Genomic DNA, 25,805 nt, shown 5'->3' with positions numbered 1-25,805 from the left:
CCCGGTCACGAGCCGCCCGGCCGGCGGTCCACCACGCCCGCGCCGGCGGGCGGGTCGAACGCGTCGGTCGGCACCGTCGGGGAGTAGCGGCTCAAGGCCAGCTCCATCGGCTTGCCGTCGACCGGCCCGACGAAGCTGCCCAGCACGCCCTCGGTGGTCACGCAGGCGGTGAAGTCGCCGTCCGACCGCTTGACCTCGACGCAGGTGGCGTGGTGCCCGGCGACCGTGGTGTCGCTCTGCGTGAGGACGGCCTGCGGGTCGAGCGCGGCGGCGGTCAGCAGCCCGACCACCACCGGCGGCGTGATGAGGCCCTGCCGGTTGGCCTCGTCGAAGAGCGCCACTGTGGGTTTGCTGCCCGGGGTCGGTGGCGTGACCATCGTGCACGCCGTACGGTTGCCGGTCGCCGTGCACCGGGTGATCGCCTCCGGCGTGACGGTGAGTCGCCCGCCCGGATAGGTGTACGCGGAGCGGGCCGGGTCCTGCGCCTGGACGATCGCGGCGCTCTCGCCACCGGGGAGCTGGTAGTCGGCCGAGTAGGTCGACTCCAGTGCCCGGTCGAGCCGGGTGGCGAGGTCGTTGACGAGGTCGGAGCGGCCCATGGCTCGTCCGGCGTCCTCGAATGTCTGACAGCCGGTGACCGTGAGCGACGCGATGACCGACACGGCGAGCATGCGGAGGGTGGTCGAGGCGGCGGGCATGGCGACCAGCCTGGTGGATCGGGTCGGCGCAGCGCAAACCAGTTGCCGGTTGACGCCCGGAAATCCGGGAATGTCCGTCAGCGCGGGGCGACTCGGGTGTGCGGGCGACGCCGTGTCCGTTCCCGAGGCCCGATACGCTGCGTTCAACACCTGCCTCAGCCGCACCGTCGCGGCCCACCCACGGACCGGATCACAACAACGAGGAGCGACTCAGTGGCAACCATCGAGGGAATCGTCGCCCGGGAGATTCTCGACTCGCGGGGCAACCCGACGGTCGAGGTCGAGGTCGGCCTGGACGACGGCACGGTGGCTCGCGCCGCGGTGCCCTCCGGCGCCTCCACCGGCGCCTTCGAGGCGATCGAACTGCGCGACGGTGACGCCGACCGTTACCAGGGCAAGGGCGTGGAGAAGGCGGTCTCCAACGTCGAAGACAAGATCGTCGACCAGATCATCGGGTACGAGGCCAGCGAGCAGCGGCTGATCGACCAGAAGATGCTGGACATCGACGGCACCGACACCAAGTCGGAGCTGGGCGCGAACGCCATCCTCGGGGTCTCCCTCGCGGTCGCGAAGGCGGCCGCCGGCAGCGCCGAGCTGAGCCTGTTCCGCTACCTGGGCGGCCCGAACGCGCACCTCCTGCCGGTGCCGATGATGAACATCCTCAACGGTGGCGCGCACGCCGACTCGAACGTCGACATCCAGGAGTTCATGGTCGCGCCGATCGGCGCGCCCACCTTCCGTGAGGCGCTGCGCTCCGGCGCGGAGGTCTACCACGCGCTCAAGTCGGTGCTGAAGAAGAAGGGCCTGTCGACCGGGCTCGGCGACGAGGGTGGCTTCGCGCCCAACCTGCCGACCAACGCCGCGGCACTGGACCTGATCGCCGAGGCGGTCGAGAAGGCCGGCTACCGGCTGGGCACCGACATCGTGTTCGCGCTCGACGTGGCGGCGACGGAGTTCTTCGACAAGGGCACCTACACCTTCGAGGGTGCCGCGAAGTCCGCCGAGGACATGAGCAACTACTACACCAAGCTGGCCGGCGACTACCCGATCGTGTCGATCGAGGACCCGCTGGCGGAGGACGACTGGAGCGGCTGGCAGACGCTGACCGCCTCGATCGGCGACCGGGTGCAGATCGTCGGCGACGACCTGTTCGTGACGAACCCGCAGCGCATCGCCCGCGGCATCGCGGAGAAGTCGGCGAACGCGGTGCTCGTCAAGGTCAACCAGATCGGTTCGCTGACCGAGACGCTGGACGCGGTGGACCTGGCCCACCGGGCCGGCTTCAAGTGCATGATGAGCCACCGTTCCGGCGAGACCGAGGACACCACCATCGCCGACCTGGCGGTGGCCACCGGCTGCGGCCAGATCAAGACCGGCGCGCCGGCCCGCTCGGACCGGGTCGCGAAGTACAACCAGCTGCTCCGGATCGAGGAGGAGCTGGCCGACGCGGCGCGCTACGCCGGCGCCGGCGCGTTCCCGCGCTACCGTTCGGCCTGAGCGGGCGAAGCCTCGGGGGAGGGGTGTGACGACGATGCAGCAGCGCCGCACACCGGGTGGTCAGCGTCCCGCCCGCCGGCCGGGCGGCAGTCGGGCCATGCGGGGCTCGGTCCGGGAGGCCGGCGTGCGCGCCGAGCCTCGGGGCGCCGCCGGTCGGGCGCCGGGCGCGGCCCGGGGCGCCGAGGGCGTCCGCTCCGCGAACCGTCCCGGCGCGGCCCGGCGGACCGCCGGCGGTGGTGCCGTCAAGCGGCTCGCCGCACCCCATCCCCGCCGCTTCACCGGCCGTGCCACCGTGCTGTTCGCGGTGCTGATCGCGCTGGCCCTCGCCTACACCTACCCGGTGCGGGTCTACCTGGATCAGCAGGCCGACATCGAGCGGATGGAGGCCGCCCAGGCGGCTCAGGAAGCGGAGATCGCCAAGCTCGCCGGCGAGGCGGCCAAGTGGCAGGACGACGAGTACATCAAGACCCAGGCTCGGGAACGGTTCTTCATGGGCCGGCCGGGCGAGAAGATGATGGTGGTGCTGCACGACCCCGCGGGCGCGGCCCGGGACGCCGGTTCGTCCGCGCCCGGCACCCCGGCCGGGCCGGTGACCTGGTACGACACGCTCTGGTCGAGCGTGCAGGCGGCGGACAGCCAACAGCCGGGCAAGTGATCCACCGACCAGCGCACCAGGAGAGATGGCACCGTGACTGTCGCACCACCGCCGGAGTCGGCGGCGGATTCCGTACCCCCGCCGCAGCGGGAGCCGGCCACCGAGGCTGACCTGACCGCGGTGGCCGCGCAGCTCGGACGCCCGCCCCGCGGCACCCGGGCGGTGGCCCACCGCTGCCCGTGTGGCCTGCCGGACGCGGTGGAGACGACGCCCCGCCTCGCCGACGGCACGCCGTTTCCCACCCTGTACTACCTGACCTGCCCCCGGGCCACGGCGGCCTGCAGCCGGTTGGAGTCGGCCGGGCTGATGAAGGAGATGGCTGACCGGCTGGCGACGGATCCGGAGTTGGCCGCCCACTACCGGGCCGCGCACGAGGATTACCTCGCCCGCCGGAAGGCGATCGGCGAGGTACCGGAGATCGCCGGCATCTCGGCCGGCGGGATGCCCGGCCGGGTGAAGTGCCTGCACGTCCACCTGGGGCACGCGCTGGGCGCGGGTCCCGGGGTGAACCCGTTCGGCGACGAGACGCTGGAGCTGGTCGAGCCCTGGTGGACGACCGGCCCGTGCGTGGACGTGCCGGCGGCCGAGTGAGCGGGCAGGCCGGACCCTCGGCTGCCAAGGGCCAGATCCTGGTACGGCGGGCCCGCACCGGGGACGTACGGGGCATCCGCCGGCTGGTCGACACGTACACCGACGACCGGCGGCTGCTCAGCAAGGCCACCGTCACCCTCTACGAGCAGGTGCAGGAGTTCCGGGTGGCGGTCCGGGCCGAGGACTCCGCCGTGGTGGGGTGCGGCGCGCTGCACGTGATGTGGGAGGACCTGGCGGAGATCCGTACGGTCGCGGTGGATCCGTCCTGCCGGGGTGGACGGATCGGTCACCGGCTGGTGGGGGAGCTGATCGACGCGGCCCGGGAGGTCGGTGTGGCGCGGATCTTCGTGCTGACCTTCGAGACCCGGTTCTTCGCCTCGTTCGGGTTTCGGGAGATCGACGGCGCGCCGGTGCCGCAGCCGGTCTACGAGCAGTTGCTGCGCTCGTACGACGAGGGTGTCGCGGAGTTTCTGGACCTGGAGCGGGTCAAGCCGAACACGCTGGGCAACAGCCGGATGCTGCTGCGCCTGTAGTTCACGCCCGACGGGGGTGGGTCTTGAAGAACTCCCACATGAGGTCGGTGGCCGACAGGCCCGCGGCGGGTGCCGCGAGCTGACCGGACGTCGCCCCCGGCCAGCTGTGGCCCATGTCGGTGATGGTGTGCACGCTGACCTCGCTGCCGTCCGCGCAACGGGCCACGGTCTGGCTCACCCCCCGTACGTTCGACGCCTTAGCGGCCGGCTGGCACCTGAGTCGCCGCTGCCAGGTTCGCACGCCGGTCTGGAAGGTCGCGGCGTACCGGTCCTGCCCGCCGATGAAGGTGATCACGGAGACCGGGGCCTTCGGCACGTAGTCCTCGGCCCTGGTCAGCGCGCCGCTGTAGCCGCCGCTGACCACGGCGATCGCGGCGAACCTGCCGGCGCCCTCGACCGCCGCCCGGAAGCTCATGTCGCCGCCGTTGGAGATGCCGGTGAGGAAGACCCGATCGGGGTCCGCCCGCCAGGTCCGCACCAGGTGGTCGGTGAGCGCGGTCAGGAATCCGACGTCGTCCGCGCTGCCGCAGCAGACCAGCGCGTTGAAGCCGCCGCCCTGCCCGTCGGGGTAGGCGACCAACGCGTTGTCCTGGTCGGCCCTGGCGTCCAGGCCGGTCAGCTCGCGCATCGAGGCCCCGGCTCCGGGATAGAAGTGCAGTGCGATGACCAGGGTGGACGGGCGGTTGGGGTCGTACGAGGGTGGGGCGTGCAGCAGGTAGGTGCGGTCCAACCCGTTGTGCTGCAGGGTGAGCTGGTGGTCGCCGGGTGCCGGGCGCACGCTCGACGCCGAGGGTTGGGCGGACGGGGTCGACGAGGGTTCCCCCCGCTCCCCACACGCCGCGACCACCGCGATGAGGCACAGCCCCGTCAGCACTGCCAGCATCCGCCGCACGTCGGCCACCCCTCGTCGACTCCGCGTCCACACTGGAGACCTCCCACTCGTGGAGCAACCCTTTCGGTCCAGGGCGAAGGCGGGCAGGCTGGTGCCATGCTTCGCCTTCAGCTCGGGCCGGCCGACCTGTGCCGGGTGCGGTTCGCCGACCGGCTGCACCCGGTCGGGACGGCGCTGCTGGCCGGTCAGTGGCTGCGCGACCCCACGGTCGCGGCGATGGCGCCGGCCCTGGCCGAGCGGGCGGTGGCGGCCGAGGTTGCCGGTGACGCCCAGCCCGCCACCGCGATCCTGCGGCACCTGCTGCCGGACCGGGGGCGTCTGCCGGACTTCGTCACCCCCTTCGAGGGTCTGGAATCCGTGGAGGCCGGCCTCGAGGCGATCCGGGCCACGCCCCTGCGGCGGGTCCGCGCCGAGGTCACCGACGCGTACGCCGACACGGCCGGCACTCTGCTGCGGCGGCGATTCGCGGCGGCCGACCCGGAGGTTCTCGACCTGTTCGGTGGTGCCGTACGTGCCTGGTTCGACGCGGTCCTCGCGCCGCACTGGCCCGACCTGGTGTCCACGCACCGCCAGCAGGTGACCCGTGCCAGCCAGCGACTGGCGCTGCACGGCCTCGCCGGTCTCCTCGGCAGCCTGCATCCGGCGATCCGGTGGCGTGAGCCGGTGCTGGAGGTACGGACCTGGTGGGGTGGGGAGGTGGAGGGCACCGGCCACGGGCTCGTCCTGCTGCCGTCACCGTTGGCCGGCACCCGCCCCCGGGTGCTGGTCGAGCCGGAAAACCCGATCCTGGTCGTCTATCCGGTGCCGATGCCGCGCCGGGCCGCCCCGGCGGGCGGCGAATCCCTCGGGCGGCTGCTCGGCGCGACCCGGGCGCTGGTGCTGCGGCGGCTCGCCGACGAGGGTGGGCTGAGCACGACCGTGCTGTCCCGAGCGGTCGGGATCAGCCTCTCGTCGGCGTCGGAGCACGCCACCGCGCTGCGGGAGGCCGGCCTGGTCACCAGCGAGCGCGACGGGGGAGCCGTCCGACACCACGTGACACCACTCGGTGCGGGTCTGTTGGGAGTCGGCCCGGAGCAGGCGTGCTCCGAGGCGTGACAAGCCGCCGGAGGGCTGCCGGCCCTGCCGTAGGGTTGCTGCCGTGACGAAGCGTGTGGCGGCCATCGACTGCGGGACCAACTCGATCCGACTGCTGGTCGCCGACCTTCCGGACCCGTCTGCCGGGCCGCAGGCCCCCCTGGTCGACCTGACCCGGCGCATGGAGATCGTCCGGCTCGGGCAGGGCGTGGACCGGACCGGCCGTCTGGCACCGGAGGCGATCGAGCGGACCCGGATCGCGCTGGCGTCGTACGCCGCCGACATCGAGAAGCTGGGTGCGCAGCGGGTGCGGATGTGCGCCACGTCCGCCTCCCGGGACGCCGCCAACGCCGCCGACTTCACCGACATGGTGCAGCGCACCCTGGGGGTCGCGCCGGAGGTGGTCACCGGCGACGAGGAGGCCCGGCTCTCCTTCACCGGCGCGGTCCGTGGGCTCCCCGCCGACGCGAAGGAGCCGTACCTGGTCGTCGACATCGGCGGAGGCTCCACCGAGTTCGTGGTCGGTGACCGGGTCGGCGGGGTGCGGGCGGCGATCTCCGTGGACATCGGCTGTGTCCGGATGACCGAGCGGCACCTGCCCGCCGACCCGCCGACGGCCGAGCAGGTCGCCGCCGCGCAGGCCGACATCGCGGCGGCGGTGGACCGGGCGCTCGCCGTGGTGCCCGGCCGGGAGGCCGCCACGCTGGTCGGCCTCGCCGGGTCGGTCACCACCGTGGTCGCCATCGCCCAGGGCCTTCAGGGGTACGACCCGGAGCGCATCCACCACGCCCGCGTGTCGCACGAGTCGGTGGCGCAGGTGACCGCGGATCTGCTCGGTCAGACCCGCGAGCAGCGGCTGGCGCACCCGGTGATGCACCCCGGCCGGGCGGATGTGATCGGTGCCGGTGCGCTGGTGCTCCGCGTGATCATGGAGCGGGCCGGGATGCCGTCGGTGGTCGCCTCGGAGCACGACATCCTCGACGGCATCGCCTGGAGCCTCGCGCCGGCCGCAGCGTAGTTAGCCGGCCTACGTGCGGACGGTATGATTCCCATATGGTCACCACGGTCAATCTGCCTGACGGGTTGCACGAGCGGCTCAAGCAGCTCGCCGATGACGAGCATCGGTCGATGAACGCCACCATCGTTGTGGCGGTCGAAGAGTATGTCTCGGCGCGCAGTCGTCGTGCCCGCGTCCAGGATCTCGCGCGTGAGGTTGCCGACCGCGACGCCGAACTGCTGCGGCGGCTGGCGGAGTGACCAACTATCTGGACGTCGACGACCTCGTCGAGGTCGCCTCGATCGTGTTGGGCGAGACGCCGCAGGTCCGTGACTTCGGTTTGCTGTCGTCGGCGGCCGTCCGCCCGGCTACGGTGGCGTTCGGTCAGGAGGCTTACCCCGATCTGTGGAGCAAGGCTGCCGCACTGCTGCACTCGGTCTGCATGAACCACGCACTCATCGATGGAAACAAGCGTCTCGCCTGGGCGGCTGCGCGAGTTTTCCTGGCCCTCAACGAGGCGCCGATTCAGGACGTCGACGTGGATCAGGCCGAGGTCTTCGTGATGTCGGTGGCCAGTGGTGCGCTGACCGACGTCCCGGACATCGCCCGCGAGCTCCGCAAGCTGTATCTCTGAGCTGTCCAGCACAGATTTGTCGCAGATGTCGGACGGCATCTCCTGGAGCCTCCAGCCGGCCTGAGCGACGTGCTACGCCGAGGGCAGTCAACCTCTGAGCTGGTCGTCTGGCAGGCGCGCTGTACTGCGGGACCTGTGGGCAAGCGAGTTCCAAGGCAGGTTTGATCTACGTTTCGCCAACTCGGCGACTGCGGACGGCTGGGAGCACTTGGCCGGGCAGGTGCCGGCCAACCTGCGGCGAGCCCACGAAGTCATCCGTGCTGCCCCCTGGGGCCCGGGTTCGCCCGATCGGCACCACCGGTTGAAGGGCTCGTTGGGCGCTGGCGTCTGGAAGGGCCAGTCGCACGAGCGCTGGCAGTACGAGGTCACCGGAGGCGGCAGGATCTGGTACCTCGTCGACGACGAACGCGGCACCGCCCGGATCACCTACGCCGGCACCGGCCACCCGAGCGAAACCGACTGACGCACACCGAATGCCGTCGGCGTGTTTCCGTTGACGGTACTACGCACTGCGCACTACTGTGCAATGCGTGGACACCACACAGTTGTTGAAGGGCGTGCTCGATCTGGCCGTCCTGGCCGTGCTCCGGGAGGAGGACGGTTACGGTTACGACATCCTGCGCCGGCTGCGCGAGGCCGGCCTTGAGGAGGTCGGGGACGCGTCGGTCTACGGCACGCTTCGCCGCCTCTTCGCCGCCGGCCTGCTCACCACGTACGTGGTGCCGAGCGAGTCCGGCCCGCACCGCAAGTACTACGCACTCAACGCCGCCGGGCGTGACCAGTTGACCCGCTCCGGCAAGCTCTGGCGCTCGTTCGCCACCACCATGGACAGTCTGCTCGACGATCGGGGGCTGGCGGCATGACCGTCACGGAGCAGGAGATCACCGACTACGTGGCGCGGGTCCGGGCCGCCCTGGCCGACCTGCCACCCACCCAACGTGACGAGCTGACCGAGGACCTGCCCGACCACCTCGCCGAGGTGGCCGCCGAGGCAGAGGGCACCCTCGTCGAGCGGCTGGGCGAGCCCGAGGCGTACGCCGCCGAGCTTCGTGCCGCGGCCGGCGCCCCGGGCGGTGGCCGCAACCTCGACCAGCGGCTCGCCACCGCGCTGGTCCGTGGCCGTCGCCGGCTGCGCGCGGTCGACACCCGTCTCGGCCCACCACTGGGGTACGAGAAGGCCACCGACTTCCTCCGGTTGCTGCGCCCCGGCTGGTGGGTGCTGCGCGGCTACCTGGCGGCGATGCTGATCACGGTGATTTCCGACGGCGGCAATTATTTCAATCTGCTGCCTCGGTTCGGTGGAGAGTTGTTCGCCGGCATGATCATGCTGGTCGGCTTCGTGCTCGCCTCCATCTGGCTTGGCCGCCGTTCCGCCAGTCTGACCCGCTGGCCCCGTTCGGCGGTGCAGGTCGGCAGCGCCGTGCTGGTGGTCTTTGCGTTCGCCGCACTGGTCAATACCGAGGACCGGCTTGATCGCGGCTACTACTACGACCAGACGTCGGTCGACAATCCGTACGACCGGATTCGGGACGTTTTCGTCTACGACAGCGAGGGTCGGTTGGTGGAGAACGCCCGACTCTTCGACGAGAACGGCAATCCGATCAAGCTCGGTTACCCGGCCTGCGACGACCCCGTCTACGGCTACAACAACGCGGCGCTGCGGCCGTACCCGTACTGCCCAGACCGCGCGCCCTTCGGGCCAAGGGCCCCGGGCGCGCCCATCCTGCCCACGCCACCGGCCGCGACGCCGTTGCCGAACGCGACGCCCAGCGGTGAGACCCCGACCGAGACCCCGACCGAGACCCCGACGGAGACGGCAACCGCGACGCCGAGCGGTGTGCCGAGCCCGACCCCTACCGGCTGAGTGGTGGTGTGAATTGGATCATGCAGGCGAAGCTGGGAAATAACTGAACGGACGAGGCGAGCGGGACGGCACCGAAAATCAATGATCGTTACGGTGTCGTCTGCTCATCAACCCCTCGGAAGGAACACCCCCGTGTCAGAGCAGGCCGCACCGCCCCCCGCGACCGACAGCACGCCGCCCCAGCCCGCCGTCGACACGCCCCAGTCGACTGTCGACACGCCGCAACCGGCCGTCGACGCGCCGCAGTCCGCCGTCGACACGTCGCAGCCGGCCGTCGCGACGCCGCCGCCGGCCGAGCCGGAGGACAAGAAGTCCGGCGCGAAGAAGGCGCTCGGCATCATCGGTGCGATCGTCGTGTTCCTCGTGATCGCGGGCCTGAAGTTCGGTATCGGCTCGGCGATCGGCAACTACCTGAACAAGGACGAGACCGCCGACGCGAAGGCCGGAGACTGCATCGCCGAGATGCCCGAGATCACCGGCAACGAGGAGGAGAAGGTCGACGGCGCCAAGGTCGTCGAGTGCACCTCCACGGACGCCGCTTACAACGTGATCGGTCGGTTGGACGGGCAGACCGAGGCCCAGGCCAAGGCCACCACCGCGTGCGACCAGTTCCTGAAGGAAGGCGAGGAGGGGTACGCCTTCTACAGCATCAAGCCGGGCAAGACCGGTTACCTGCTGTGCCTCACCAAGAAGGCCTGACCGGAGCACCGGCGGGCCGCACCAGCATCGACGGCGGCGGGGAACGGTCCCCGCCGCCGTCGATGTACCCGGAGTCACCGCCGGGGGAACGGGAGGTGAATGCCACTGTTCCCGCGTCTTCCCGGCGGCGGCGTGGCGTGGCAGGCTACCGGCACCTGGGACCACTGGGCGACCAGCCAACGATGACTGACCGCTAGGAGGACGGCCGATGGGCGAGATGGTGAGCTACCGCAGCAACGGGGGCACGAGCGAGGGGTATCTCGCGATACCCGCCAGCGGCCCGGCCAGCCCTGCTGTGATCGTCATCCAGGAGTGGTGGGGCCTGGTCCCGCACATCCGGTCGGTTGCGGACCGGTTCGCCGAAGCCGGTTTCGTCGCTCTCGCCCCGGACTTCTACCACGGTGAGACCACCAGCGAGCCGGACGAGGCGCAGCGGCTGCTGATGGCGATGCGGATGGACGAGGCGGCAAAGGACATCGCCGGGGCAGCCGACTACCTCACGGGGCGGCCGGACGTCACCGGCAAGGTCGGTACGGTGGGTTTCTGCGCCGGCGGCAGCCTGGCCCTCTGGTCGGCGACACTCTCCGACCGGATCGTTGCCACCGCGGGCTTCTACCCGGTGCTGCCGTGGCAGTCGATGCGCCCCGACTGGGCCGACTACGCCGGCAAGGCCGCCGTCATCCACTGCTCCGAAGAGGACGGGACCTCGACCGCCGAGGGCGTGCAGACCGCCCGCCAGGCCATCGAGGACGCCGGCGGCACCTGCCAGCTCTACGACTACCCGGGCACCTCGCACGCCTTCTTCAACGACGACCGGCCGGAGGCGTTCGACCAGCGTGCCGCCGCCAGCGCGTGGGCGCGCACCCTGGAACTCTTCCGGGCCAAGCTTGGCTGAGCCGCGTACCCCCGATCAGGTGGTCGCCCGCGCAGCGTGGGCGACCGACCTGGCCGGCCTGGACGCCGCGGTGAGCGACTGTTTCGCCTGCCCACGGCTGGTCCGGTGGCGGGAGGAGGTGGCCCGCACCCGCCGGGCCGCGTTCCGCGACCAGGAATACTGGGGCCGCCCGGTGCCGGGTTTCGGCACCTCCGACGCGCGGATCGGCATCCTCGGGTTGGCCCCCGCCGCGCACGGCGGCAACCGCACCGGCCGGATCTTCACCGGTGACCGCTCGGGTGACGTGCTCTTCGCCGCCCTGCACCGGGCCGGGCTGGCCAACCAGCCGACCAGCGTCGCCGCCGACGACGGGCTGACCCTGCGGCACACCCGGATCTTCGCGGCCGTCCGGTGCGCGCCACCGGACAACAAACCCACGCCGACGGAACGGGACACCTGCGCGCCCTGGCTGCACCGCGAGCTCACGCTGATCCGGCCGACCCTGCGCGTCGTGGTCGCGCTGGGAGCGTTCGCCTGGGCCGCGTGGTGGCCGGTGCTGCGCCAGGTGTACGGGCAGCGCCCGCCCAGCCCGCGACCGGCGTTCGGCCATGGGGCACACTGGTCCGGCACGGCCGCACCGGAGTTGCTCGGCTGCTACCACGTCAGCCAGCAGAACACCTTCACGGGACGGCTGACACCAGAGATGCTGGACGATGTCTTCGGTCGGGCCAAGCAGCTGGCCGGAGTGGACTGAGACTGCGTGGGGTGGTGGCGATGACGGACGGAACGCGCCCGCCCACGCCGTCCCCGGCCGTCGAGCCGGGGGTGCTGCCCCCGGTCCTCGGCCTGCTCCGTCGGTGGTGGCCGGTGGGTGCGGTCGCCATCCTGCTCGGCGGGGCCACGCTGGCCGCAGCGCACTCGTCGATCGGTGCCAGCCGGATCCCGCCGGTGGAGCAGGTCCCCTGGGTTCCCGAATATCCCACCGCCGAGCCGCCGCCGTCGATCCCGGTCGAGCCGCGCGACGCCGGCGAGGTCAGCCAGGCGCACATCCCGCAGTGGATCGCGACGGCGGCGATCGGGCTGCTCGCGCTGGCCGTCCTCGCCGCGTTCTGCTATCTGACCTGGATCCTCATCCGCGGCGCGGTGCGCCGGACCACCCGGGCGCTGCCCGCTCAGGGAGCCCGGCGTACGGCCGAGGGCACCGCCCGTGAGGTGGTTGCCGCCCTCGACGCCGGCCTCGTGGAACTGGACGACCGGGACACCGATCCCCGGGTCGCGGTGATCGCCTGCTGGGTACGCCTGGAGGAGGCCGCCGCCACGGTCGGTGTCACCCGACGGGCCGGCGACACCCCCACCGACCTGGTCACCCGGTTGTTGCGCGGCGACCCGTCGGCGGGGGTGCCGCCGATCGTCAGCGCCGACGTGCTGGCCGAGCTCGCACACGTCTACCGCGAGGCCCGGTACGCCACCCGCCCGGTCGACGAGCGCACCCGCGACCAGGCGCGGGCCGCGCTGCGCCGACTGCGCCACGAGCTGACCGCGGTAGCCCCCGCCCCGGTGGCACCGTGAGCGCGAGGAGTGAGCCGGTGTTGCGAGCCCCGCAGTCGCGAACAAGGGTGGCACCGTGAGCGGTAGCACCAGCATTGACGACCTGCTCGCCTTCGATGAGGAACCGGCGCCGAGCGGTCCGCGCCCGCGCCGCGGTGGGGCGGGCCTGGTGCTGCGCTCGCTGGCGATCGCCGCCGCGCTGGTCGCGGTGCTCGTCGCCGTGCTGCGCGCGGTTGGCTTGAAGGTCTCGCTGCCCGTGCTGATCGCCGGGGTGCTCGCCGTCCTGGTGGTCCGTCGGGTCACCGCCCTGCTCGCGCCGCCACCTCCACCGCGGTCGGGTGGCCGGGTCGCGAGGGGCGAGGAGGACGGCAGCTACAACTGGGGTGCCCGGGACGCGCTGCGCACCGCGATCAACCGCTGGGAGTTGCCGCTCGACTGGTCCACTACCCACCCCGAACGCTTCAGCCGTGTGATCCTGCCCCGGATCGCCGAACTGGCCGACGAGCGGATGCGCCTGGAACACGGCGTCACCCGTGAGTCGGACCCTGCCCGCGCCCGTGTCCTGCTGGGCGACCGGCTGTGGACGTTCCTGGAAAGCCCGCCTCGCCGCCCCCCGTCGCCGCGCGATCTCGCGGTGATCGTCGCCGAACTGGAGAAAGTCTGATGAACGACGTGGACCGGAGCATGCCCGCCGACGAGGTCGGCCACCTGGCGCGGGCGGTCCTGGACGCGGTCGGCACCGTGGTGGTCGGCAAGCGGGACGCGTTGGAGCTGGTCCTCGCGGGGATCCTGGCCGGTGGGCACGTGCTGCTGGAGGACCTGCCGGGGTTGGGTAAGACCCTCACGGCGCGCTCCTTCGCCCAGGCGCTCGGGCTGGATTTCCGCCGGCTCCAGTTCACCCCGGACCTGCTTCCCGCCGACGTCACAGGCTCGTTCCTCTACGACCAACGCAGCGGCGACTTCACCTTCCGGGCCGGCCCGGTCTTCACCAACCTGCTCCTCGCCGACGAGATCAACCGGACGCCGCCGAAGACCCAATCCGCGCTGCTCGAAGCGATGCAGGAGAAGCAGGTCTCGGTGGAGGGGGTGACATACAAGCTGGACGAGCCGTTCCACGTGCTGGCCACGGCCAACCCCATCGAGTACGAGGGCACCTACCCGCTGCCCGAGGCGCAGCTGGACCGGTTCCTGCTGCGGGTCTCCTTCGGCTACCCGGAGCACGACGAGGAGTGGGAGGTGCTGCGCCGCCGGATGAGCCGTCGCCGCGAGGAGGCGGACATCAAGCCGGTGGTCAACGCGGCCACCCTGCGGGCGATGCAGGCCGCACTGGAGGACGTGGTGGTGGAGGATTCCATCGGCCGTTACATCGTGTCCCTCACCGCGGCCACCCGGGAACACCCGTCGGTGCTGGTCGGTGCCTCGCCGCGTGGCTCGTTGGCGCTGCTGCTGCTGGCCCGTGTGCGCGCGGTGTTCGGCGGCCGGGACTACGTGGTGCCCGAGGACGTCAAGGAGGTGGCGGCACCCGCGTTGGCCCATCGGATCACCCTGCGCCCGGAGATGTGGCTGCGCCGGGTCGACCCGGCGTTCGTGGTTGGCGAGGTGCTGGAGGCGACCCCCGCGCCGGCCAGCGGCGCACTGCCCAGCTACGCCGCCGGCGGGCCTCGGCGCTGATGACCGGCCCGACCGTGCCACTGCAGCGATCCGCCGAGCCGGAACCGGCTGCCGGTTGGGCGCCCACCTGGGCGCTCGGCCGGGCGGTGCTGCTCGCCGGTCTGCTGCTGGTGGCGGGAGTCCTGCTGGGGCGGGTCGACCTGATCGTGCTGGCTGCCCCGTTCGCGCTGGGCACCGCGTACGCGCTGCGCCGCCGGCCCAGCGCGTTGCCGCAGGTCTGGATCACCCCTGCCAACGACGGGCCCCTGGTCGAGGGCGGCGAGGTGACGGCGGCGGTGAGCGTCGGCAACCCGGACACGGTCGACTACGACCTGGTGGTGCTGCGGTCCCGGGTGTCGCCGTGGCTGCGGATCGAGCGGGCCGGCTTCGGCCGTGGCGGCTCCGACGGCGACGAGCCGGCAGCCGCTGCGACGGCGGCTGACACTGCCGTACCAGCCGTCGGTCCGGTACGGGCCGGCCGGTCCGTCGTCGACCGGCCGTTCGTGACCTCGCTGCCCACCGCCGAGGCGGTCGACCTGGAACTGGCCGGTCGGGCGCTGCGCTGGGGCCGGCATCCCCTCGGGCCGGCCGGCGTGCGGGTCGCCACGGCGGGTGGCCTGCTCGTCTCCCGCGCGGTGATCACTGAGCCGGTCGGCGTACGGGTCTATCCACGTACCGAGCCGTTCGAGGCGGTGGAGGCGATGCCCCGTGCCGCCGGCCTGGTCGGGGCGCACCACTCACGCCGACCGGGCGAGGGCGGCGAGTTGGCCGGTGTCCGGATCTTCGCCCCCGGAGACCGGCTGCGCCGCATCGACTGGCGGGTGTCGCTGCGTGCCCGGCAGTTGCACGTGGCGGCCACCCTCTCCGACCGGGACGCGGAGGTGGTGGTGCTGCTCGACGTGCTCGCCGAGGCGGGCCGTTCCGGTGGGGTGGGCGGTGCCGCCTCGGTGCTGGACACCACCGTGCGGGCCACCGCGGCGATCGCCGAGCACTATCTGCACCGGGGTGACCGGGTCTCGCTGCTGGAGTACGGGCCGGGAGCCCGCCGGTTGCGCCCGGCGGCCGGCCGCCGGCAGTACCTGACGGTGCTGGAGTGGCTTCTCGACGTCCGCGCCGACTCGGCGCCGCACGAGCCGTACGACCAGGTGTTCGGCCCGCAGTTGCTCTCCTCGGACGCACTGGTGGTGGTGCTGACCCCGCTGCTGGACGAGCGGTCGGCGCAGATGCTGGCCCGGTTGACCCGCGCCGGGCGGTTCGTGGTGGCGGTCGACACGTTGCCGACGGACCTGGCGCCGCCGAAGGACCGGGGATGGGCCGAGGTGGCGTACCGGCTGTGGCGACTGGACCGGGAGATCATGATCGGGCAGCTTCGGGAGCACGGCGTGCCCGTGGTGCGCTGGGCGGGAGCCGGCAGCCTGGACCAGGTGCTGCGGGACGTCGCGCGGCTGGCCACCGCCCCGCGGGTCGGTGGCCGGTGAACGAAGGGCTGGTGCGGTGAACGCCGTTGTCGAGCGGGTCAGGGCGGCCCAGTACGCCCTCGCCCGGGTCAGTGCTGCCCCTCTCCTGGTGCGGGCCGGGATCTTCGGCGTCGTGCTGGCCGGTTTCGCGTTGGCGTTTCCCGCCGAGGTGCTGACCGGGCGTCCGCTTCTCTTCATGGCGGTGGCCGCGCTGCTGCCCGCGGTGGGTCCGCGCCGGCTCTGGCCGACCTTCGCGGCCCTGGTCACGGTCGGTGGCTGGCTGCTCGCCACCGACGGGTACGGCCGGCCGGTGGCGCTGTGGCGGCTGCTTGCCCTCGCCGCGCTGCTCTACCTGGCGCACACCCTGTGCGCGCTCGCGGCACTGCTGCCCTACGACGGGGTGGTCGACCCGGAGCTGGTCACCCGCTGGCTGCTGCGGGCGGGCGCGGTGCTGCTGGGTACCGCGGTGCTGGGGGTGGTGCTGTTGCAGATCGCCGGTCTGGGCGGCGAGACCGGCCACCAGTGGGTCACCGTGCTGGGGCTGCTGGTGGCGGTGGGGACAGCAGCGTTGCTGGGCTGGCTGCTGCGCCGCAGGTAAACCACTGGGAGACCAGGGTTACGCAGGTCACAGGGGTTGTGCTCCGTCACAGATGGGGGGCGCGAGCGGGATTACCTGAGCCGGCCGGGGAAAGATAGATAACGTGAATCCGAAGCGGATCCTTGTGGTGGGTGCCGGGCACGTCGGCCTCTATGCCGCCCTGCGCCTGTCGAAGAAGCTCAGCTCCCGTGAGGCTGAGGTCATCGTGGTTGACCCTCAGCCGCACATGACCTATCAGCCCTTCCTGCCCGAGGCGGCGGCGGGCAACATCTCCCCACGGCACTCCGTGGTGCCGCTGCGGCGGGAGTTGCGCCGGTGCAAGGTGGTGGCGGGAACGGTCACGCGGATCGAGCACGACCGCAAGGTGGCCACCGTCCAGCCGATCATCGGCCCGGCCCGGGAGATCACGTACGACCACGTGATCGTGGCCCCCGGTTCGGTGTCCCGGACGCTGCCGATCCCGGGCCTGCACGAGCAGGGCATCGGGTTCAAGACCATCGGCGAGGCGATCTACCTCCGCAACCACGTGTTGGACCGGCTGGACGTCGCGGCCGTCACCCCGGACCCGGAGGTCCGCCGTTCGGCGCTGACCTTCACGTTCGTCGGTGGTGGTTACGCCGGCATCGAGGCGCTCGCCGAGATGGAGGACATGGCCCGTGACGCCCTGCGCTACTACCCGGAGCTGAAGCCGGAGGAGATGCGGTGGGTGCTGGTCGAGGCCACCCAGCGGGTGCTGCCCGAGGTGGACCGGGACATGGGCGCCTACACGGTGCAGCAGCTGCTCAAGCGGAACATGGACATCCGGCTGGACACCCGACTGGAGTCCTGCGTCGACGGGGTGGTCAAGCTCTCCGACGGTGACAGCTTCCGCTCCGACACGATCGTCTGGACGGCCGGCGTGAAGCCGTCGCCGATGCTGGACGCCACCGACTTCCCGCGCGACGACCGGCGGCGGGTCACCTGCCTGCCCACCCTCCAGGTGGTCGACGGTGACCGGGTGGTCGAGGGCGCGTGGAGCGCCGGTGACTGCGCCGCGGTGCCCGACCTGACCAAGGAGCCGGGCAACTTCTGCTCGCCGAGCGCGCAGCACGCGGTCCGTCAGGCCGCGCGGATGGCCGACAACATCGCCGCGGTCGTCCGTGGCCGCGAGCCGGTCAACTACAAGCACAAGCACGTCGGCAGCGTCGCGAGCCTCGGCCTGCACAAGGGCGTCGCCCAGGTGTACGGCATCAAGATGACGGGCTGGCCGGCCTGGTTCATGCACCGGACGTACCACATGAGCCGGATCCCGTCCTTCAACCGCAAGGTCCGGGTGGTGGTGGACTGGTCCCTGGCGTTCTTCCTCAAGCGCGAGGTGGTCGCCCTGGGTCAGCTGCACGACCCGCGCGAGGAGTTCGTCGAGGCGTCTCAGCCGGTCGGCGCCCCCCGCGTCTGACCTGATCAACGAGCAGGGCCTCCGCCGCACCGGTTCCGGTGCCGCGAGGGGCCCTGTTCGACGTCCGGGTCAGACCCGCCAGATCCAGACGTCGCTGATCCGGGTGGCCGGGCCGTAGAGCTGCTCCAGGGTCTTACGCAGGCTGTCCACGTGCGGGGTGTCGTCGGCCAGCGCCACGCAGGACGCGCCCCAGAAGTCGGCGTCCCGGGCGGCCTGCCGGCGCTGCTCGTCGCCGATGGCCGGCTGGTCGCCGCGTCGGGCGACGTCCGCGAGCAGCGCGGAGGTGGGCTGCTTGAAGGTGCCCATCGCCGCGGTGCCACCCCGGCCGTACGGGCCGATGAAGAACCCTTCGGGCAGGCCGAAGTCGGCGTCGGCGGCGGCTGCCCAGCGCATCGGCCAGGGCTCCTTGGGCGTGGGCAGCGGCACCGTGACCAGCACCCCGCCGGGTTGGACGCACTGCCGCCAGTGCCCGCCGGTGATGAACTCCGGGATGGCGGGGCGCTCGGCGGTCGGCAGCGGGGCGGGGAAGATCGGCAGCAGCGCCGCGACGACCGCCAGCGGCACCAGGCGTCGTGTGCGGCCGGTGCTGCGCAGTGCGCGGTCGACCGCCAGCACCAGCAGCGTCGCGATGATCGGGACCAGCGCCAGCCCGAACCGCATCGGCAGCGCGCCGTCCACCACCGGCAGCCCGGCCAGCAGGGCGTACGGGCCCGGCAGCGCGGTCCGGGTGCCGCCGAGAACCACCTCCGGACCGAGCGAGAGCGTGCCCATGACCACCGCGGCCGCCACACAGGCGAGCACCAGCCGGCGCCGACCGGCCCAGATCGCGCAGGCCGCAGCGACCAGCAGCAGCGGCCAGCCGAGGAACGTGTTGTACTCGGCCGCGCCGGTGGTCAGTCGGGCGGATTCGTCGCTGCCGGCCACCGACAGCGGCGAGAGCGTCCACCAACTGCTCAGGTCGGCCGAGAAGTATTCCGGGCTGAACATGCCGTCGGAGACTCCCTGCGGCCCGGCGAACTGGAACCACAGCGGGTAGCCGAGCACCAGCAGGGCGAGCCCGGCGGCGACCGCCAGCCCGCCGGCGAAACCGGGAAACGCCCGACGGGCCAGGTCCCGGTCCGCCACGGCGTAACTGACCGCCATCACCAGCAGCGTGACGGCGGCGAGGAAGAGGACCTCCTCGCCGATGAAGACCTGCGCGGTGACCGCCGCGGCCAGCCCGGCCGCGGAGCTGAACACGCGCCGCCGGTCCAGCCCGGCGGGCCGGAGGCGATCGGTCCCGCTGTCCGCGCCGGTCGAGCTGTCTGTGCCGGTGGAGGCGGGCCCCGGGTCGGACGCCCGCAGCAGGCGGATCACCAGCCAGACGATCACCGGCACCAGCCACTGGGCGGTCATGTGCAGGTGGCTGTTGGTCTGCGAGATCATGCCCGGCCCGAAGCCGCAGAGCCCTCCGCCGAGGGCGGCGGCGAGCCGGCGGGCGCGCAGCATCCGGTGGAACAGCAGGTACCAGGCGACGGCGGTGCCGGCCAGGTTGGCGGCGGCGAGCAGCGCGAAGGTGACCGGAGCGCCGAGCAGCAGGGTGACCGGTGCGCAGACGACGCCGAGTGCGATGACCGTGGTGTTGGCCATCAGGTTGACCCCGTCGGGGGCGTTGAGCCGGTCGGTGAGCAGGCTGAAGTCGCCGAGCAGCGCCCGCGCGTCCACCGCCAGGAACCACTCGTAGAGGGCCTGGTCCTCGGGGTTGAGCGCCATGACCCGGCCGGCCGGGTCGGGCCACAGCCCGTGGGTCAGCCAGCCGGCCAGCACCAAGAAGATGAGGGCGACCAGCAGGTCCGTCCGGTGCCGGCGGCCGGCGGCCGACAGCCGGACGACCCAGGCTCGGCCGGTGATCTGATCGGCGCGCCGGAGGGCCTGGTCAGGGGCGGCGTCGGGGGCCGTGGGGGCTGCGCTGCTCACGGCATCGACCCTAATGTGGCCAGGCTGGCGGGGTACGCCGGGTCGCCATCGACCGGCTACGGTGACAATGCACCGTGCGCGTCGGCGCGCCGGTGCCACCCGCCCGGGTGGTGGAAAGGCAGACACGGCCGCCTTAAAAGCGGCTGCCGCAAGGCGTGCGGGTTCGACCCCCGCCCCGGGCACAGGTCGGCTCGCACGCATTCCCATTCGTGATCACCAGGACTTGGCCGGGCCGTTTACTCTTGGAGGGCACGTTCACGTGCAAACGACCCCCTGAGGGAGGCCAGAAAGTGAAGACCTCGAACCCGGTGCTCGCCCGGCTCGGCCAGGCGGCCGAGCGGGAGCGCTCCGCCGGGTACGCCCCGACCGGGCCGTACGGACAGCCCGGTATTCCCCAGCAGTACCCGTCCCAGGCCGGCTACCCGGCCGCGCCGCCGACCGTGGCGCCCATGACCGTCGACGACGTCGTCGTCAAGACGGTCGCACTGCTCGGCATCCTCGGCGTCTCCGCCGCGGCCGCCTGGGTGCTCGTGCCGGACGCGCTTGTCGGTGCCGCCTGGATCGGCGCGGCGGTCGTCGGGCTGGTGCTCGGCCTGATCATCTCGTTCTCCCGGATGGCCAACCCGGCGCTCGTCATCACGTACGCGGTCGTCGAGGGCGTCTTCGTCGGCATGGTCAGCAAGGCGTTCGAGTCGGCGTACGACGGCATCGTGCTCCAGGCCGCCGCGGCAAGCTTCGGCATCTTCTTCGTGATGACCGCGCTCTACAAGGCCAAGGTCATCCGGGCGACGCCGAAGTTCGTCAAGGGCATGATCGCGGTGATGGTCGGCCTCTTCGCCGTCATGCTGATCAACCTGGTGCTGGCGCCCTTCGGCATCAACAGCGGTCTGCGCGACGGCAGCAAGCTGGCCATCGGCTTCAGCCTCGTCTGCATCGTGGTGGCGTCGCTGAGCTTCGTGCTCAGCTTCAAGGAGGTCGAGGACGGCGTCCGGATGGGCCTGCCGCAGCGCTACTCCTGGACGGCCGCCTTCGGCATCCTGGTCAGCCTGGTGTGGCTCTACATCGAGATCCTGCGCCTGCTGAGCTACTTCCAGGGCGACGACTGATCCCGTCCGTGCTGCTGACCGGCGCCCGCCCCCGCATGAGCGGTGGCGGGCGCCGTCGTCTGCACCGGGCGCGCTGTTTGCCCGTCGCCACCGGTCCGCGCCGGGCAGAGTGACTGCCAGGGGTACGCGGGCGAAGGAGGCGGCGGTGCGCAGCAACAACCCGGTGCTCAACCGGCTGAACGAGACCGGCCGGTTGGAAGCCCGGGTCCTCGGTACCCGCGACGCCGAGGCGATGACCGTCGACGACGTGGTGGTCCGTACCGTCGGGCTGCTGGTGATCACCGGCGCGACAGCTGCGGTGTCCTGGGCGGTGGTGCCGGAGGCGGGGTGGCTGCCCGCCGCGCTGGCCGGCAGCGCCCTCGCCTCGATCGCGTTGGTCCTGGTCATCTCACTGCGCGGTATCTCCAACCCGGTGCCGATCGTCGGGTACGCGGTGCTGCAGGGGCTGTTGCTCGGGGTGGCGAGCCGCGCCTTCGAGCTGGTCTACCCGGGCATCGTGGTGCAGGCGGTGGCCGGCACGTTCGGTGTCTTCCTCGGCATGGCGGCGCTCTATCGTGCGCGGGTGATCCGGGCGACGCCCCGGCTGGCCCGGCTGGTGATCGGCACGCTGCTCGGCATCGCCGTGCTCAGTGTCGTCAACCTGGTGTCGTACCTGATCTCCGGGCGCCCCGGACTGGCCGTCTACAGCGTCAGCGGGGAGGTCGGCTGGCTGCCGTACGCCTTCTCGGTGGTGGCCATCATCGCCGGCGCGTTCAGCTTCATTCTCGACTTCGACCTCATCGAGCGCTCGGTACGCGACGGCCGACCCCGTCGCTACGCGTGGCTGAGCGCGTTCGGCCTGCTCACGGGGTTGGTCTTCCTCTACTGGCAGCTGCTCAGGCTGCTCAGCTACCTGCGCCGCTGACCGGCCCCACCTGGTGCGGTCGGCACCGGCCGTAGACTCGGCGGCGATGAGCGCAGCGGAGTTGGATCAGGCCGTGCAGCTGCTGGTCCGTCAGATCGGGCACTGGGAGCAGCCGCGGTGGGCGGCGGTCGCGACGACCGGCAACGTGCCACGTGCCGACCTGGTGCACCGGCTGGTGCAGGAGATCGCCAACCTGGCCGCCGACGCCGAGGGGGAGCCCCGCCGGGTGGTCCCCCGGCTGGACAACGACCTGGCCCTGCCCGACCAGGTGCGGGTGGTGACGGCGGATCTGCTGGCCGCCGGGGCGGGTGCCGAGGTGCTGGCCCGGGCCGCCGCCGAGGTGACGGCGACCCGCGGCGCGCTCTGAGGTCGGCTCAGCTCAGCCGCTCCAGCACCATGGCCATGCCCTGGCCGCCGCCGACGCACATCGTCTCCAGACCGATGGTCTTGTCGTGCCACTCCAGCGCGTTGAGCAGGGTGCCGGTGATGCGTGCGCCGGTCATGCCGAACGGGTGGCCGACCGCGATGGCGCCGCCCATCACGTTCAGCTTCTCCTCCGGGATGCCCAGCTGGCGGTAGGAGGGGATGACCTGTGCGGCGAACGCCTCGTTGATCTCGACGAGGTCGACGTCGTCGATGGTCATGCCGGCGCGGCGCAGTGCCTGCCGGGACGCCTCGACCGGGCCGAGACCCATGATCTCCGGCGAGAGTGCGGTCACCCCGGTGGAGACGATCCGGGCCAGTGGGGTCAGCCCGAGTTCCTCGGCCCGCTGGGCGCTCATCACCACCACGGCGGCGGCGCCGTCGTTGAGCGGGCAGCAGTTGCCGGCGGTGATCCGGCCGTCCGGGCGGAACACCGGCTTCAGGCCGGCGACCGCATCGAGGGAGACGCCGGCGCGCGGCCCGTCGTCGGTGCTCACCACGGTGCCGTCCGGCGTGGTCACCGGGGTGATCTCCCGAGCCCAGAAACCGTCGGCGATGGCCTTCTCGGCGAGGTTCTGGCTGCGTACGCCGAACTCGTCCATGTCGGCGCGGGTGACGTCGTACACCTGGGCCAGGTTTTCTGCGGTCTGCCCCATGCTCAGGTAGATGTCCGGCAGCTCGCCGGCCTCGCGCGGGTCGGTCCACACCTCGGCGCCGCCCTGCGCGCGACGCTTCGAGCGCTCACCGGCGGCCGCGAAGCGCGGGTTCCCCCAGCCGCCACCCACCAGCGCCTGCGCATCCGGGGGTAGGCCGTCGGAGCTGCCCCGGGCGTAGCGGGAGACCATCTCCACGCCGGCGGAGACGAACACGTCGCCCTCGCCGGCACGGATCGCGTGCAAGGCCATCCGGGTGGTCTGCAGTGAGGAGGCACAGTAACGGGTCAGCGTGGCGCCGGGCACCGTGTCCAGCCCGAGGAGGGTCGCCACCACGCGGCCCATGTTGAAGCCCTGCTCACCGCCGGGCAGGCCGCACCCGAGGTAGAGGTCGTCGATGGTGGTCGGATCGAGCTGGGGGACCTTGTCCAGGGCGGCCTGCACGATGGTCGCGGCGAGGTCGTCGGAGCGGACGTCGCGCAGGGACCCCTTGTGTGCCCGGCCGATGGGGGAGCGGGCGGTGGCGACGATGACGGCGTCGCGGGACGACTCAATCGGCATGGGCCAACGTTAACCCGCCGGTAACATGGCGCGGAAGAAGCCCGCCCGGCGGGAAATGTCACCCCGGACCGGGCAGATCTAGCGGCGTGGCGCGACCGCCGCCGCCGCCGCGACGGCGGGCAGCAGGGCATGCGCCCACACCCGGTAGCCGTCGGCGGAGGGGTGGAAGCCGTCGTGGCAGAGCGTCCCCGCGTCCGCCCGGAACACCGGCCCGGTCTCCGTGGCCAGGTCGACGACCGCGCCGCCGGCTTCCAGCACGGCGGTGGTCTGGGCGTGGGCGATCCGCCGCCCGGACCAGCCGACCAGCTGGCGCAGCGGCGGTGCGATGGCGCGGACGGCGCCGAGGTCGGGGCAGGTGCCGACCACCACCTCGACCCGCGCCTCCCGCAGCCGGTGCACCGCACCACCCAGATAGGCCGCCGCGTCGGCGGGCCGCCGCAGCATGGTGGCGTCGTTCGCGCCGATCAGGATCAGCGCCACGTCGGGCCGCTCGCCGAGCAGTGCCCGCGCCACCTGGGTGGCCAGGTCGGTCGAGCGGGAACCCGAGACCCCGACGCTGGACAGGTGCACCCGCCGGCCGGCCGGACCCTCGGCGAGCAGGTTTGCCAACTGCCCGCCGATGGTCTCGTCGAGCCGGTCGACACCCACGCCCAGCGCCGAGGAGTCACCGAGTAGCACCAGCCGCAGCGGGGGCGCCCCGGCCCGGCCGACGGTGGCCCGCAGGGCCAGCCCCAGCTCCGGCTGCGCATAACGTCGATGCCGCGCGGCGAACGCCTCGCCGGCCAGGACGGCGGCGCCTCCCACGGTGCCGGCGAGCAGCGAGAACGCCGCCGCCCGACCCAGTCGGCCCGGGAGGCCGGCGGTCACGCCCCGCTCGCTGCGCTCGTTCATGCCAGTCCCTCCACTGTCGAAGTGTCCGGTGCGGAGCCGCGCTGCGGCACCGCACCGACACCGAAGAACGCCCGGCGGCGCAACTGCGCCCACCGGCCGGCCGGCCCTCGGTCGCGTCCCCTGACCTGGGTGCCGCTGACCTCCGTGCCGGCGTGCCGGGCCGCCTCCTGCGCGGCCTCTGGCAGCGACCGTACGCCCTCGCCCGAAACAGGTGTGACCCGTCGTCCCTGCCCCGCGTCGAGCGCGGAGAGCATCGTCGGCAGCAGTGCGGCGGCGGCCACCGCGTACCCCTCGGCGGAGGGATGGAACCGGTCCCAGGCGAACATCCGGGTCGGCTCGGCGACGAACCGGGGGCCGAGCAGGTCACCGAGTGAGACCGTCCAGCCGCCGGCCTCGACGACGGCCACCGTCTGGGCGGCGGCGAGCTGCCGGCTCCACCGGTGCGCCAACCAGCGCAACGGAGGTTGGATCGGGCGGATCGCGCCCAGGTCGGGGCAGGTGCCGACGACCACCTCGCAGCCGGCGTCGCGCAGGCTGTGGACCGCCTGGACCAGGTAACGCACGGCCAGCCCGTGCGGGGTGCGGTTGGTGATGTCGTTGCCACCGATGAGGATCACCGCGATGTCGGGCTGGCAGTCCAGTGCGGCCTCCACCTGGTGCCGCAGCGCCGCCGAGATGGCTCCGACCACCGCGAAACGGTGCAGCCGCACCGGTCGGTGCAGCCGGCGGGAGAGGCCGGTGGCGAGCAGCGCGCCGGGCGTCTCCCGTCGACGGTGCACGCCGTAGCCGGCGGCCGACGAGTCGCCGAGCACGACCACGGTGAGCGGCGGGCCGGGGAACTTCGCGCCGTACACCCCGTCGCAGCGCGGCGGCGGCGCCTGAGCCATCGGGATGGTGCGCCGAGCCTGGCGGGCCTGCCCGAGCAGCACCCCGCCGGTCGCGATCATGGCCGCCGCGGTGGCGCCCGTGCCGATGGCAGCCAGGCGAGCGACCCGCCGGGCGAGCCGCCAGCGCGGACCAACGGGTACGACGGAACCAGCCACCCCCATACCGCGAGATTATCGCGCCGGCCCGACACGCCGCTGTCGTCGTGACGGCTCTCGGATGCCTGGAAACCGACGCGGCGGGGTACCTGTCCCGGTGAGGCCGGCCGACTTGCGCCGACCCGCCACGATGATCCGGCGGAGAGGAGCGCGACGATGGCTAAGACACTGAAGCGCAGCGCGGCATTCACGGCCCTGGCCCGGGCACTGGCGGCCGGGGCGCGCGGTGGGCCGTCGCTGGGCGCCCGGTTGGCGGCGCTGCCCCGGATGATCCGCGCCACTGCCCGGGGGCAGTACGACGGTGGTCTCCGGCTGGCCCTGATGACCGCGGCGACGGCGTACATCGTCTCGCCGATCGACCTGCTGCCCGAGATCCCACTGGCGATCTTCGGGCTGGCCGACGACGCCGTCATGATCACCTGGCTGGCCGGCAGCGTGCTCGCCGAGACCGACCGCTTCCTCGAGTGGGAGAAGCGGCGCAACTCCATCATCCCCGGCGGGCTGGTGCCCTGACGGCACGTACCCTGGGCGGCGAGGAAACGTCTGCCCGGCCGCCGTCGCCGGCGCCGCAA

Annotated in this window: 30 protein-coding genes and 1 tRNA gene; 25 read left to right on the top strand and 6 right to left on the bottom strand. The window is 72.4% G+C overall.

Going from position 1 to position 25,805, the window contains the following annotated elements; all coding sequences use genetic code 11:
* Positions 1-5: 5 nt before the first annotated feature.
* On the bottom strand, positions 6-698 hold the full coding sequence (locus ACLJN9_RS04785) for a hypothetical protein (RefSeq protein WP_410809791.1): 693 nt from the start codon (positions 696-698) through the stop codon (positions 6-8).
* A 213-nt stretch (positions 699-911) separates the two neighbouring features.
* Here ACLJN9_RS04785 and eno point away from each other — a divergent pair, with 213 nt between their 5' ends.
* The 4 genes from eno to ACLJN9_RS04765 are packed head-to-tail and all read left to right on the top strand — an operon-like array spanning position 912 to position 3,974.
* Entirely contained in the window at positions 912-2,195 is a 1,284-nt protein-coding gene (gene eno, locus ACLJN9_RS04780) for a phosphopyruvate hydratase (protein WP_410809789.1), read from the top strand.
* A 34-nt stretch (positions 2,196-2,229) separates the two neighbouring features.
* Positions 2,230-2,850, top strand: coding sequence for an FtsB family cell division protein (locus ACLJN9_RS04775; protein ID WP_410810195.1), 621 nt, complete (start codon positions 2,230-2,232; stop codon positions 2,848-2,850).
* 33 nt (positions 2,851-2,883) lie between these two features.
* The gene (locus tag ACLJN9_RS04770; protein ID WP_410809788.1) at positions 2,884-3,441 is read left to right on the top strand and encodes a DUF501 domain-containing protein; all 558 of its coding nucleotides are present in this window, start codon (positions 2,884-2,886) and stop codon (positions 3,439-3,441) included.
* Positions 3,438-3,974 (top strand): amino-acid N-acetyltransferase, encoded by a 537-nt coding sequence (locus tag ACLJN9_RS04765; protein ID WP_410810194.1) that lies wholly within the window; start codon positions 3,438-3,440, stop codon positions 3,972-3,974. The genes ACLJN9_RS04770 and ACLJN9_RS04765 overlap by 4 nt, the downstream gene beginning before the upstream one ends.
* A gap of 1 nt (position 3,975) precedes the next feature.
* On the opposite strand, the gene ACLJN9_RS04760 is transcribed toward ACLJN9_RS04765, so the two are convergent.
* The gene (locus tag ACLJN9_RS04760; protein WP_410809787.1) at positions 3,976-4,857 is read right to left on the bottom strand and encodes an alpha/beta hydrolase family esterase; all 882 of its coding nucleotides are present in this window, start codon (positions 4,855-4,857) and stop codon (positions 3,976-3,978) included.
* Positions 4,858-4,962: 105 nt separating this feature from the next.
* On the opposite strand from ACLJN9_RS04760, the gene ACLJN9_RS04755 reads away from it, so the two are divergent.
* From ACLJN9_RS04755 to ACLJN9_RS04680, 16 genes are all read left to right on the top strand, one after another.
* A complete protein-coding gene (locus ACLJN9_RS04755; RefSeq protein ID WP_410809786.1) occupies positions 4,963-5,961 on the top strand; it encodes an ArsR/SmtB family transcription factor in 999 nt (332 codons plus the stop codon).
* A gap of 55 nt (positions 5,962-6,016) precedes the next feature.
* Positions 6,017-6,958, top strand: a complete 942-nt coding sequence (locus ACLJN9_RS04750) for an exopolyphosphatase (protein ID WP_410810193.1) — start codon at positions 6,017-6,019, stop codon at positions 6,956-6,958.
* A 35-nt stretch (positions 6,959-6,993) separates the two neighbouring features.
* Positions 6,994-7,197, top strand: coding sequence for a ribbon-helix-helix domain-containing protein (locus ACLJN9_RS04745; protein ID WP_410809785.1), 204 nt, complete (start codon positions 6,994-6,996; stop codon positions 7,195-7,197).
* Positions 7,194-7,571 carry a type II toxin-antitoxin system death-on-curing family toxin gene (locus ACLJN9_RS04740; RefSeq protein ID WP_410809784.1) on the top strand — a complete coding sequence of 126 codons (378 nt, stop codon included), beginning with the start codon at positions 7,194-7,196 and terminating at the stop codon, positions 7,569-7,571. The genes ACLJN9_RS04745 and ACLJN9_RS04740 overlap by 4 nt, the downstream gene beginning before the upstream one ends.
* Before the next feature lie 313 nt (positions 7,572-7,884).
* Complete coding sequence (locus ACLJN9_RS04735; RefSeq protein WP_410809783.1) at positions 7,885-8,034, top strand: hypothetical protein; 150 nt, start codon at positions 7,885-7,887, stop codon at positions 8,032-8,034.
* A 67-nt stretch (positions 8,035-8,101) separates the two neighbouring features.
* Positions 8,102-8,434 (top strand): PadR family transcriptional regulator, encoded by a 333-nt coding sequence (locus tag ACLJN9_RS04730; RefSeq protein ID WP_377508537.1) that lies wholly within the window; start codon positions 8,102-8,104, stop codon positions 8,432-8,434.
* Positions 8,431-9,435: an HAAS signaling domain-containing protein gene (locus ACLJN9_RS04725; RefSeq protein ID WP_410809782.1), complete on the top strand. Its 1,005-nt coding sequence runs from the start codon at positions 8,431-8,433 to the stop codon at positions 9,433-9,435. Before ACLJN9_RS04730 ends, ACLJN9_RS04725 begins: the two co-directional genes overlap by 4 nt.
* 132 nt (positions 9,436-9,567) lie before the next feature.
* A complete protein-coding gene (locus ACLJN9_RS04720; RefSeq protein ID WP_410809781.1) occupies positions 9,568-10,134 on the top strand; it encodes a hypothetical protein in 567 nt (188 codons plus the stop codon).
* A gap of 208 nt (positions 10,135-10,342) precedes the next feature.
* Positions 10,343-11,029 carry a dienelactone hydrolase family protein gene (locus ACLJN9_RS04715; RefSeq protein ID WP_410809780.1) on the top strand — a complete coding sequence of 229 codons (687 nt, stop codon included), beginning with the start codon at positions 10,343-10,345 and terminating at the stop codon, positions 11,027-11,029.
* 19 nt (positions 11,030-11,048) lie between these two features.
* On the top strand, positions 11,049-11,762 hold the full coding sequence (locus ACLJN9_RS04710; protein WP_410809778.1) for a uracil-DNA glycosylase: 714 nt from the start codon (positions 11,049-11,051) through the stop codon (positions 11,760-11,762).
* A 20-nt stretch (positions 11,763-11,782) separates the two neighbouring features.
* Positions 11,783-12,577 (top strand): DUF4129 domain-containing protein, encoded by a 795-nt coding sequence (locus tag ACLJN9_RS04705; RefSeq protein WP_410809777.1) that lies wholly within the window; start codon positions 11,783-11,785, stop codon positions 12,575-12,577.
* Between the two features lie 55 nt (positions 12,578-12,632).
* Positions 12,633-13,220: a hypothetical protein gene (locus ACLJN9_RS04700; RefSeq protein WP_410809776.1), complete on the top strand. Its 588-nt coding sequence runs from the start codon at positions 12,633-12,635 to the stop codon at positions 13,218-13,220.
* The gene (locus ACLJN9_RS04695; protein ID WP_410809775.1) at positions 13,220-14,227 is read left to right on the top strand and encodes an AAA family ATPase; all 1,008 of its coding nucleotides are present in this window, start codon (positions 13,220-13,222) and stop codon (positions 14,225-14,227) included. The genes ACLJN9_RS04700 and ACLJN9_RS04695 overlap by 1 nt, the downstream gene beginning before the upstream one ends.
* Positions 14,227-15,684, top strand: a complete 1,458-nt coding sequence (locus ACLJN9_RS04690) for a DUF58 domain-containing protein (protein WP_410809774.1) — start codon at positions 14,227-14,229, stop codon at positions 15,682-15,684. Before ACLJN9_RS04695 ends, ACLJN9_RS04690 begins: the two co-directional genes overlap by 1 nt.
* Positions 15,685-15,700: 16 nt before the next feature.
* On the top strand, positions 15,701-16,261 hold the full coding sequence (locus ACLJN9_RS04685) for a hypothetical protein (protein WP_410809773.1): 561 nt from the start codon (positions 15,701-15,703) through the stop codon (positions 16,259-16,261).
* 103 nt (positions 16,262-16,364) lie between these two features.
* On the top strand, positions 16,365-17,696 hold the full coding sequence (locus ACLJN9_RS04680) for an NAD(P)/FAD-dependent oxidoreductase (protein ID WP_410809772.1): 1,332 nt from the start codon (positions 16,365-16,367) through the stop codon (positions 17,694-17,696).
* 69 nt (positions 17,697-17,765) lie between these two features.
* On the opposite strand, the gene ACLJN9_RS04675 is transcribed toward ACLJN9_RS04680, so the two are convergent.
* A complete protein-coding gene (locus tag ACLJN9_RS04675) occupies positions 17,766-19,652 on the bottom strand; it encodes a hypothetical protein (protein WP_410809771.1) in 1,887 nt (628 codons plus the stop codon).
* 101 nt (positions 19,653-19,753) lie between these two features.
* On the opposite strand from ACLJN9_RS04675, the gene ACLJN9_RS04670 reads away from it, so the two are divergent.
* The 4 genes from ACLJN9_RS04670 to ACLJN9_RS04655 all read left to right on the top strand — a co-directional run bounded on the left by ACLJN9_RS04670 (position 19,754) and on the right by ACLJN9_RS04655 (position 22,029).
* Positions 19,754-19,834: transfer RNA gene (locus tag ACLJN9_RS04670), tRNA-Leu, on the top strand.
* A gap of 108 nt (positions 19,835-19,942) precedes the next feature.
* A complete protein-coding gene (locus ACLJN9_RS04665; RefSeq protein WP_410809770.1) occupies positions 19,943-20,758 on the top strand; it encodes a Bax inhibitor-1/YccA family protein in 816 nt (271 codons plus the stop codon).
* 145 nt (positions 20,759-20,903) lie between these two features.
* Positions 20,904-21,662, top strand: coding sequence for a Bax inhibitor-1/YccA family protein (locus tag ACLJN9_RS04660; RefSeq protein WP_410809769.1), 759 nt, complete (start codon positions 20,904-20,906; stop codon positions 21,660-21,662).
* A gap of 46 nt (positions 21,663-21,708) precedes the next feature.
* On the top strand, positions 21,709-22,029 hold the full coding sequence (locus ACLJN9_RS04655) for a hypothetical protein (protein WP_410809768.1): 321 nt from the start codon (positions 21,709-21,711) through the stop codon (positions 22,027-22,029).
* 7 nt (positions 22,030-22,036) lie between these two features.
* Here ACLJN9_RS04655 and ACLJN9_RS04650 read toward each other — a convergent pair whose 3' ends face one another.
* The 3 genes from ACLJN9_RS04650 to ACLJN9_RS04640 form a co-directional block, all read right to left on the bottom strand.
* Positions 22,037-23,299, bottom strand: coding sequence for an acetyl-CoA C-acetyltransferase (locus ACLJN9_RS04650; protein ID WP_410809766.1), 1,263 nt, complete (start codon positions 23,297-23,299; stop codon positions 22,037-22,039).
* Positions 23,300-23,377: 78 nt separating this feature from the next.
* Positions 23,378-24,190, bottom strand: coding sequence for an SGNH/GDSL hydrolase family protein (locus ACLJN9_RS04645; RefSeq protein WP_410809765.1), 813 nt, complete (start codon positions 24,188-24,190; stop codon positions 23,378-23,380).
* Positions 24,187-25,239: an SGNH/GDSL hydrolase family protein gene (locus ACLJN9_RS04640; protein ID WP_410809764.1), complete on the bottom strand. Its 1,053-nt coding sequence runs from the start codon at positions 25,237-25,239 to the stop codon at positions 24,187-24,189. Before ACLJN9_RS04640 ends, ACLJN9_RS04645 begins: the two co-directional genes overlap by 4 nt.
* A gap of 150 nt (positions 25,240-25,389) precedes the next feature.
* Here ACLJN9_RS04640 and ACLJN9_RS04635 point away from each other — a divergent pair, with 150 nt between their 5' ends.
* Complete coding sequence (locus tag ACLJN9_RS04635; protein ID WP_410809763.1) at positions 25,390-25,746, top strand: YkvA family protein; 357 nt, start codon at positions 25,390-25,392, stop codon at positions 25,744-25,746.
* Positions 25,747-25,805: the final 59 nt, after the last annotated feature.

Origin of the sequence: Micromonospora sp. 067-2 (genome assembly GCF_046549295.1) — a bacterium.
Classification (GTDB): Bacteria; Actinomycetota; Actinomycetes; order Mycobacteriales; family Micromonosporaceae; genus Micromonospora.
The sequence above is the reverse complement of the archived record's forward strand: the minus strand, read 5'-3'. Positions and strand labels throughout refer to the sequence as shown.

What these genes read in the sequence shown, in the direction of transcription:
- ACLJN9_RS04785 (WP_410809791.1), bottom strand. Translation starts at nt 698, where the DNA reads ATGCCCGCCGCCTCGACCACCCTCCGCATGCTCGCCGTGTCGGTCATC.
- ACLJN9_RS04775 (WP_410810195.1), top strand. Translation starts at nt 2,230, where the DNA reads ATGCAGCAGCGCCGCACACCGGGTGGTCAGCGTCCCGCCCGCCGGCCG.
- ACLJN9_RS04760 (WP_410809787.1), bottom strand. Translation starts at nt 4,857, where the DNA reads ATGCTGGCAGTGCTGACGGGGCTGTGCCTCATCGCGGTGGTCGCGGCG.
- ACLJN9_RS04755 (WP_410809786.1), top strand. Translation starts at nt 4,963, where the DNA reads ATGCTTCGCCTTCAGCTCGGGCCGGCCGACCTGTGCCGGGTGCGGTTC.
- ACLJN9_RS04745 (WP_410809785.1), top strand. Translation starts at nt 6,994, where the DNA reads ATGGTCACCACGGTCAATCTGCCTGACGGGTTGCACGAGCGGCTCAAG.
- ACLJN9_RS04725 (WP_410809782.1), top strand. Translation starts at nt 8,431, where the DNA reads ATGACCGTCACGGAGCAGGAGATCACCGACTACGTGGCGCGGGTCCGG.
- ACLJN9_RS04715 (WP_410809780.1), top strand. Translation starts at nt 10,343, where the DNA reads ATGGGCGAGATGGTGAGCTACCGCAGCAACGGGGGCACGAGCGAGGGG.
- ACLJN9_RS04705 (WP_410809777.1), top strand. Translation starts at nt 11,783, where the DNA reads ATGACGGACGGAACGCGCCCGCCCACGCCGTCCCCGGCCGTCGAGCCG.
- ACLJN9_RS04695 (WP_410809775.1), top strand. Translation starts at nt 13,220, where the DNA reads ATGAACGACGTGGACCGGAGCATGCCCGCCGACGAGGTCGGCCACCTG.
- ACLJN9_RS04690 (WP_410809774.1), top strand. Translation starts at nt 14,227, where the DNA reads ATGACCGGCCCGACCGTGCCACTGCAGCGATCCGCCGAGCCGGAACCG.
- ACLJN9_RS04655 (WP_410809768.1), top strand. Translation starts at nt 21,709, where the DNA reads ATGAGCGCAGCGGAGTTGGATCAGGCCGTGCAGCTGCTGGTCCGTCAG.
- ACLJN9_RS04650 (WP_410809766.1), bottom strand. Translation starts at nt 23,299, where the DNA reads ATGCCGATTGAGTCGTCCCGCGACGCCGTCATCGTCGCCACCGCCCGC.
- ACLJN9_RS04645 (WP_410809765.1), bottom strand. Translation starts at nt 24,190, where the DNA reads ATGAACGAGCGCAGCGAGCGGGGCGTGACCGCCGGCCTCCCGGGCCGA.
- ACLJN9_RS04640 (WP_410809764.1), bottom strand. Translation starts at nt 25,239, where the DNA reads ATGGGGGTGGCTGGTTCCGTCGTACCCGTTGGTCCGCGCTGGCGGCTC.
- ACLJN9_RS04635 (WP_410809763.1), top strand. Translation starts at nt 25,390, where the DNA reads ATGGCTAAGACACTGAAGCGCAGCGCGGCATTCACGGCCCTGGCCCGG.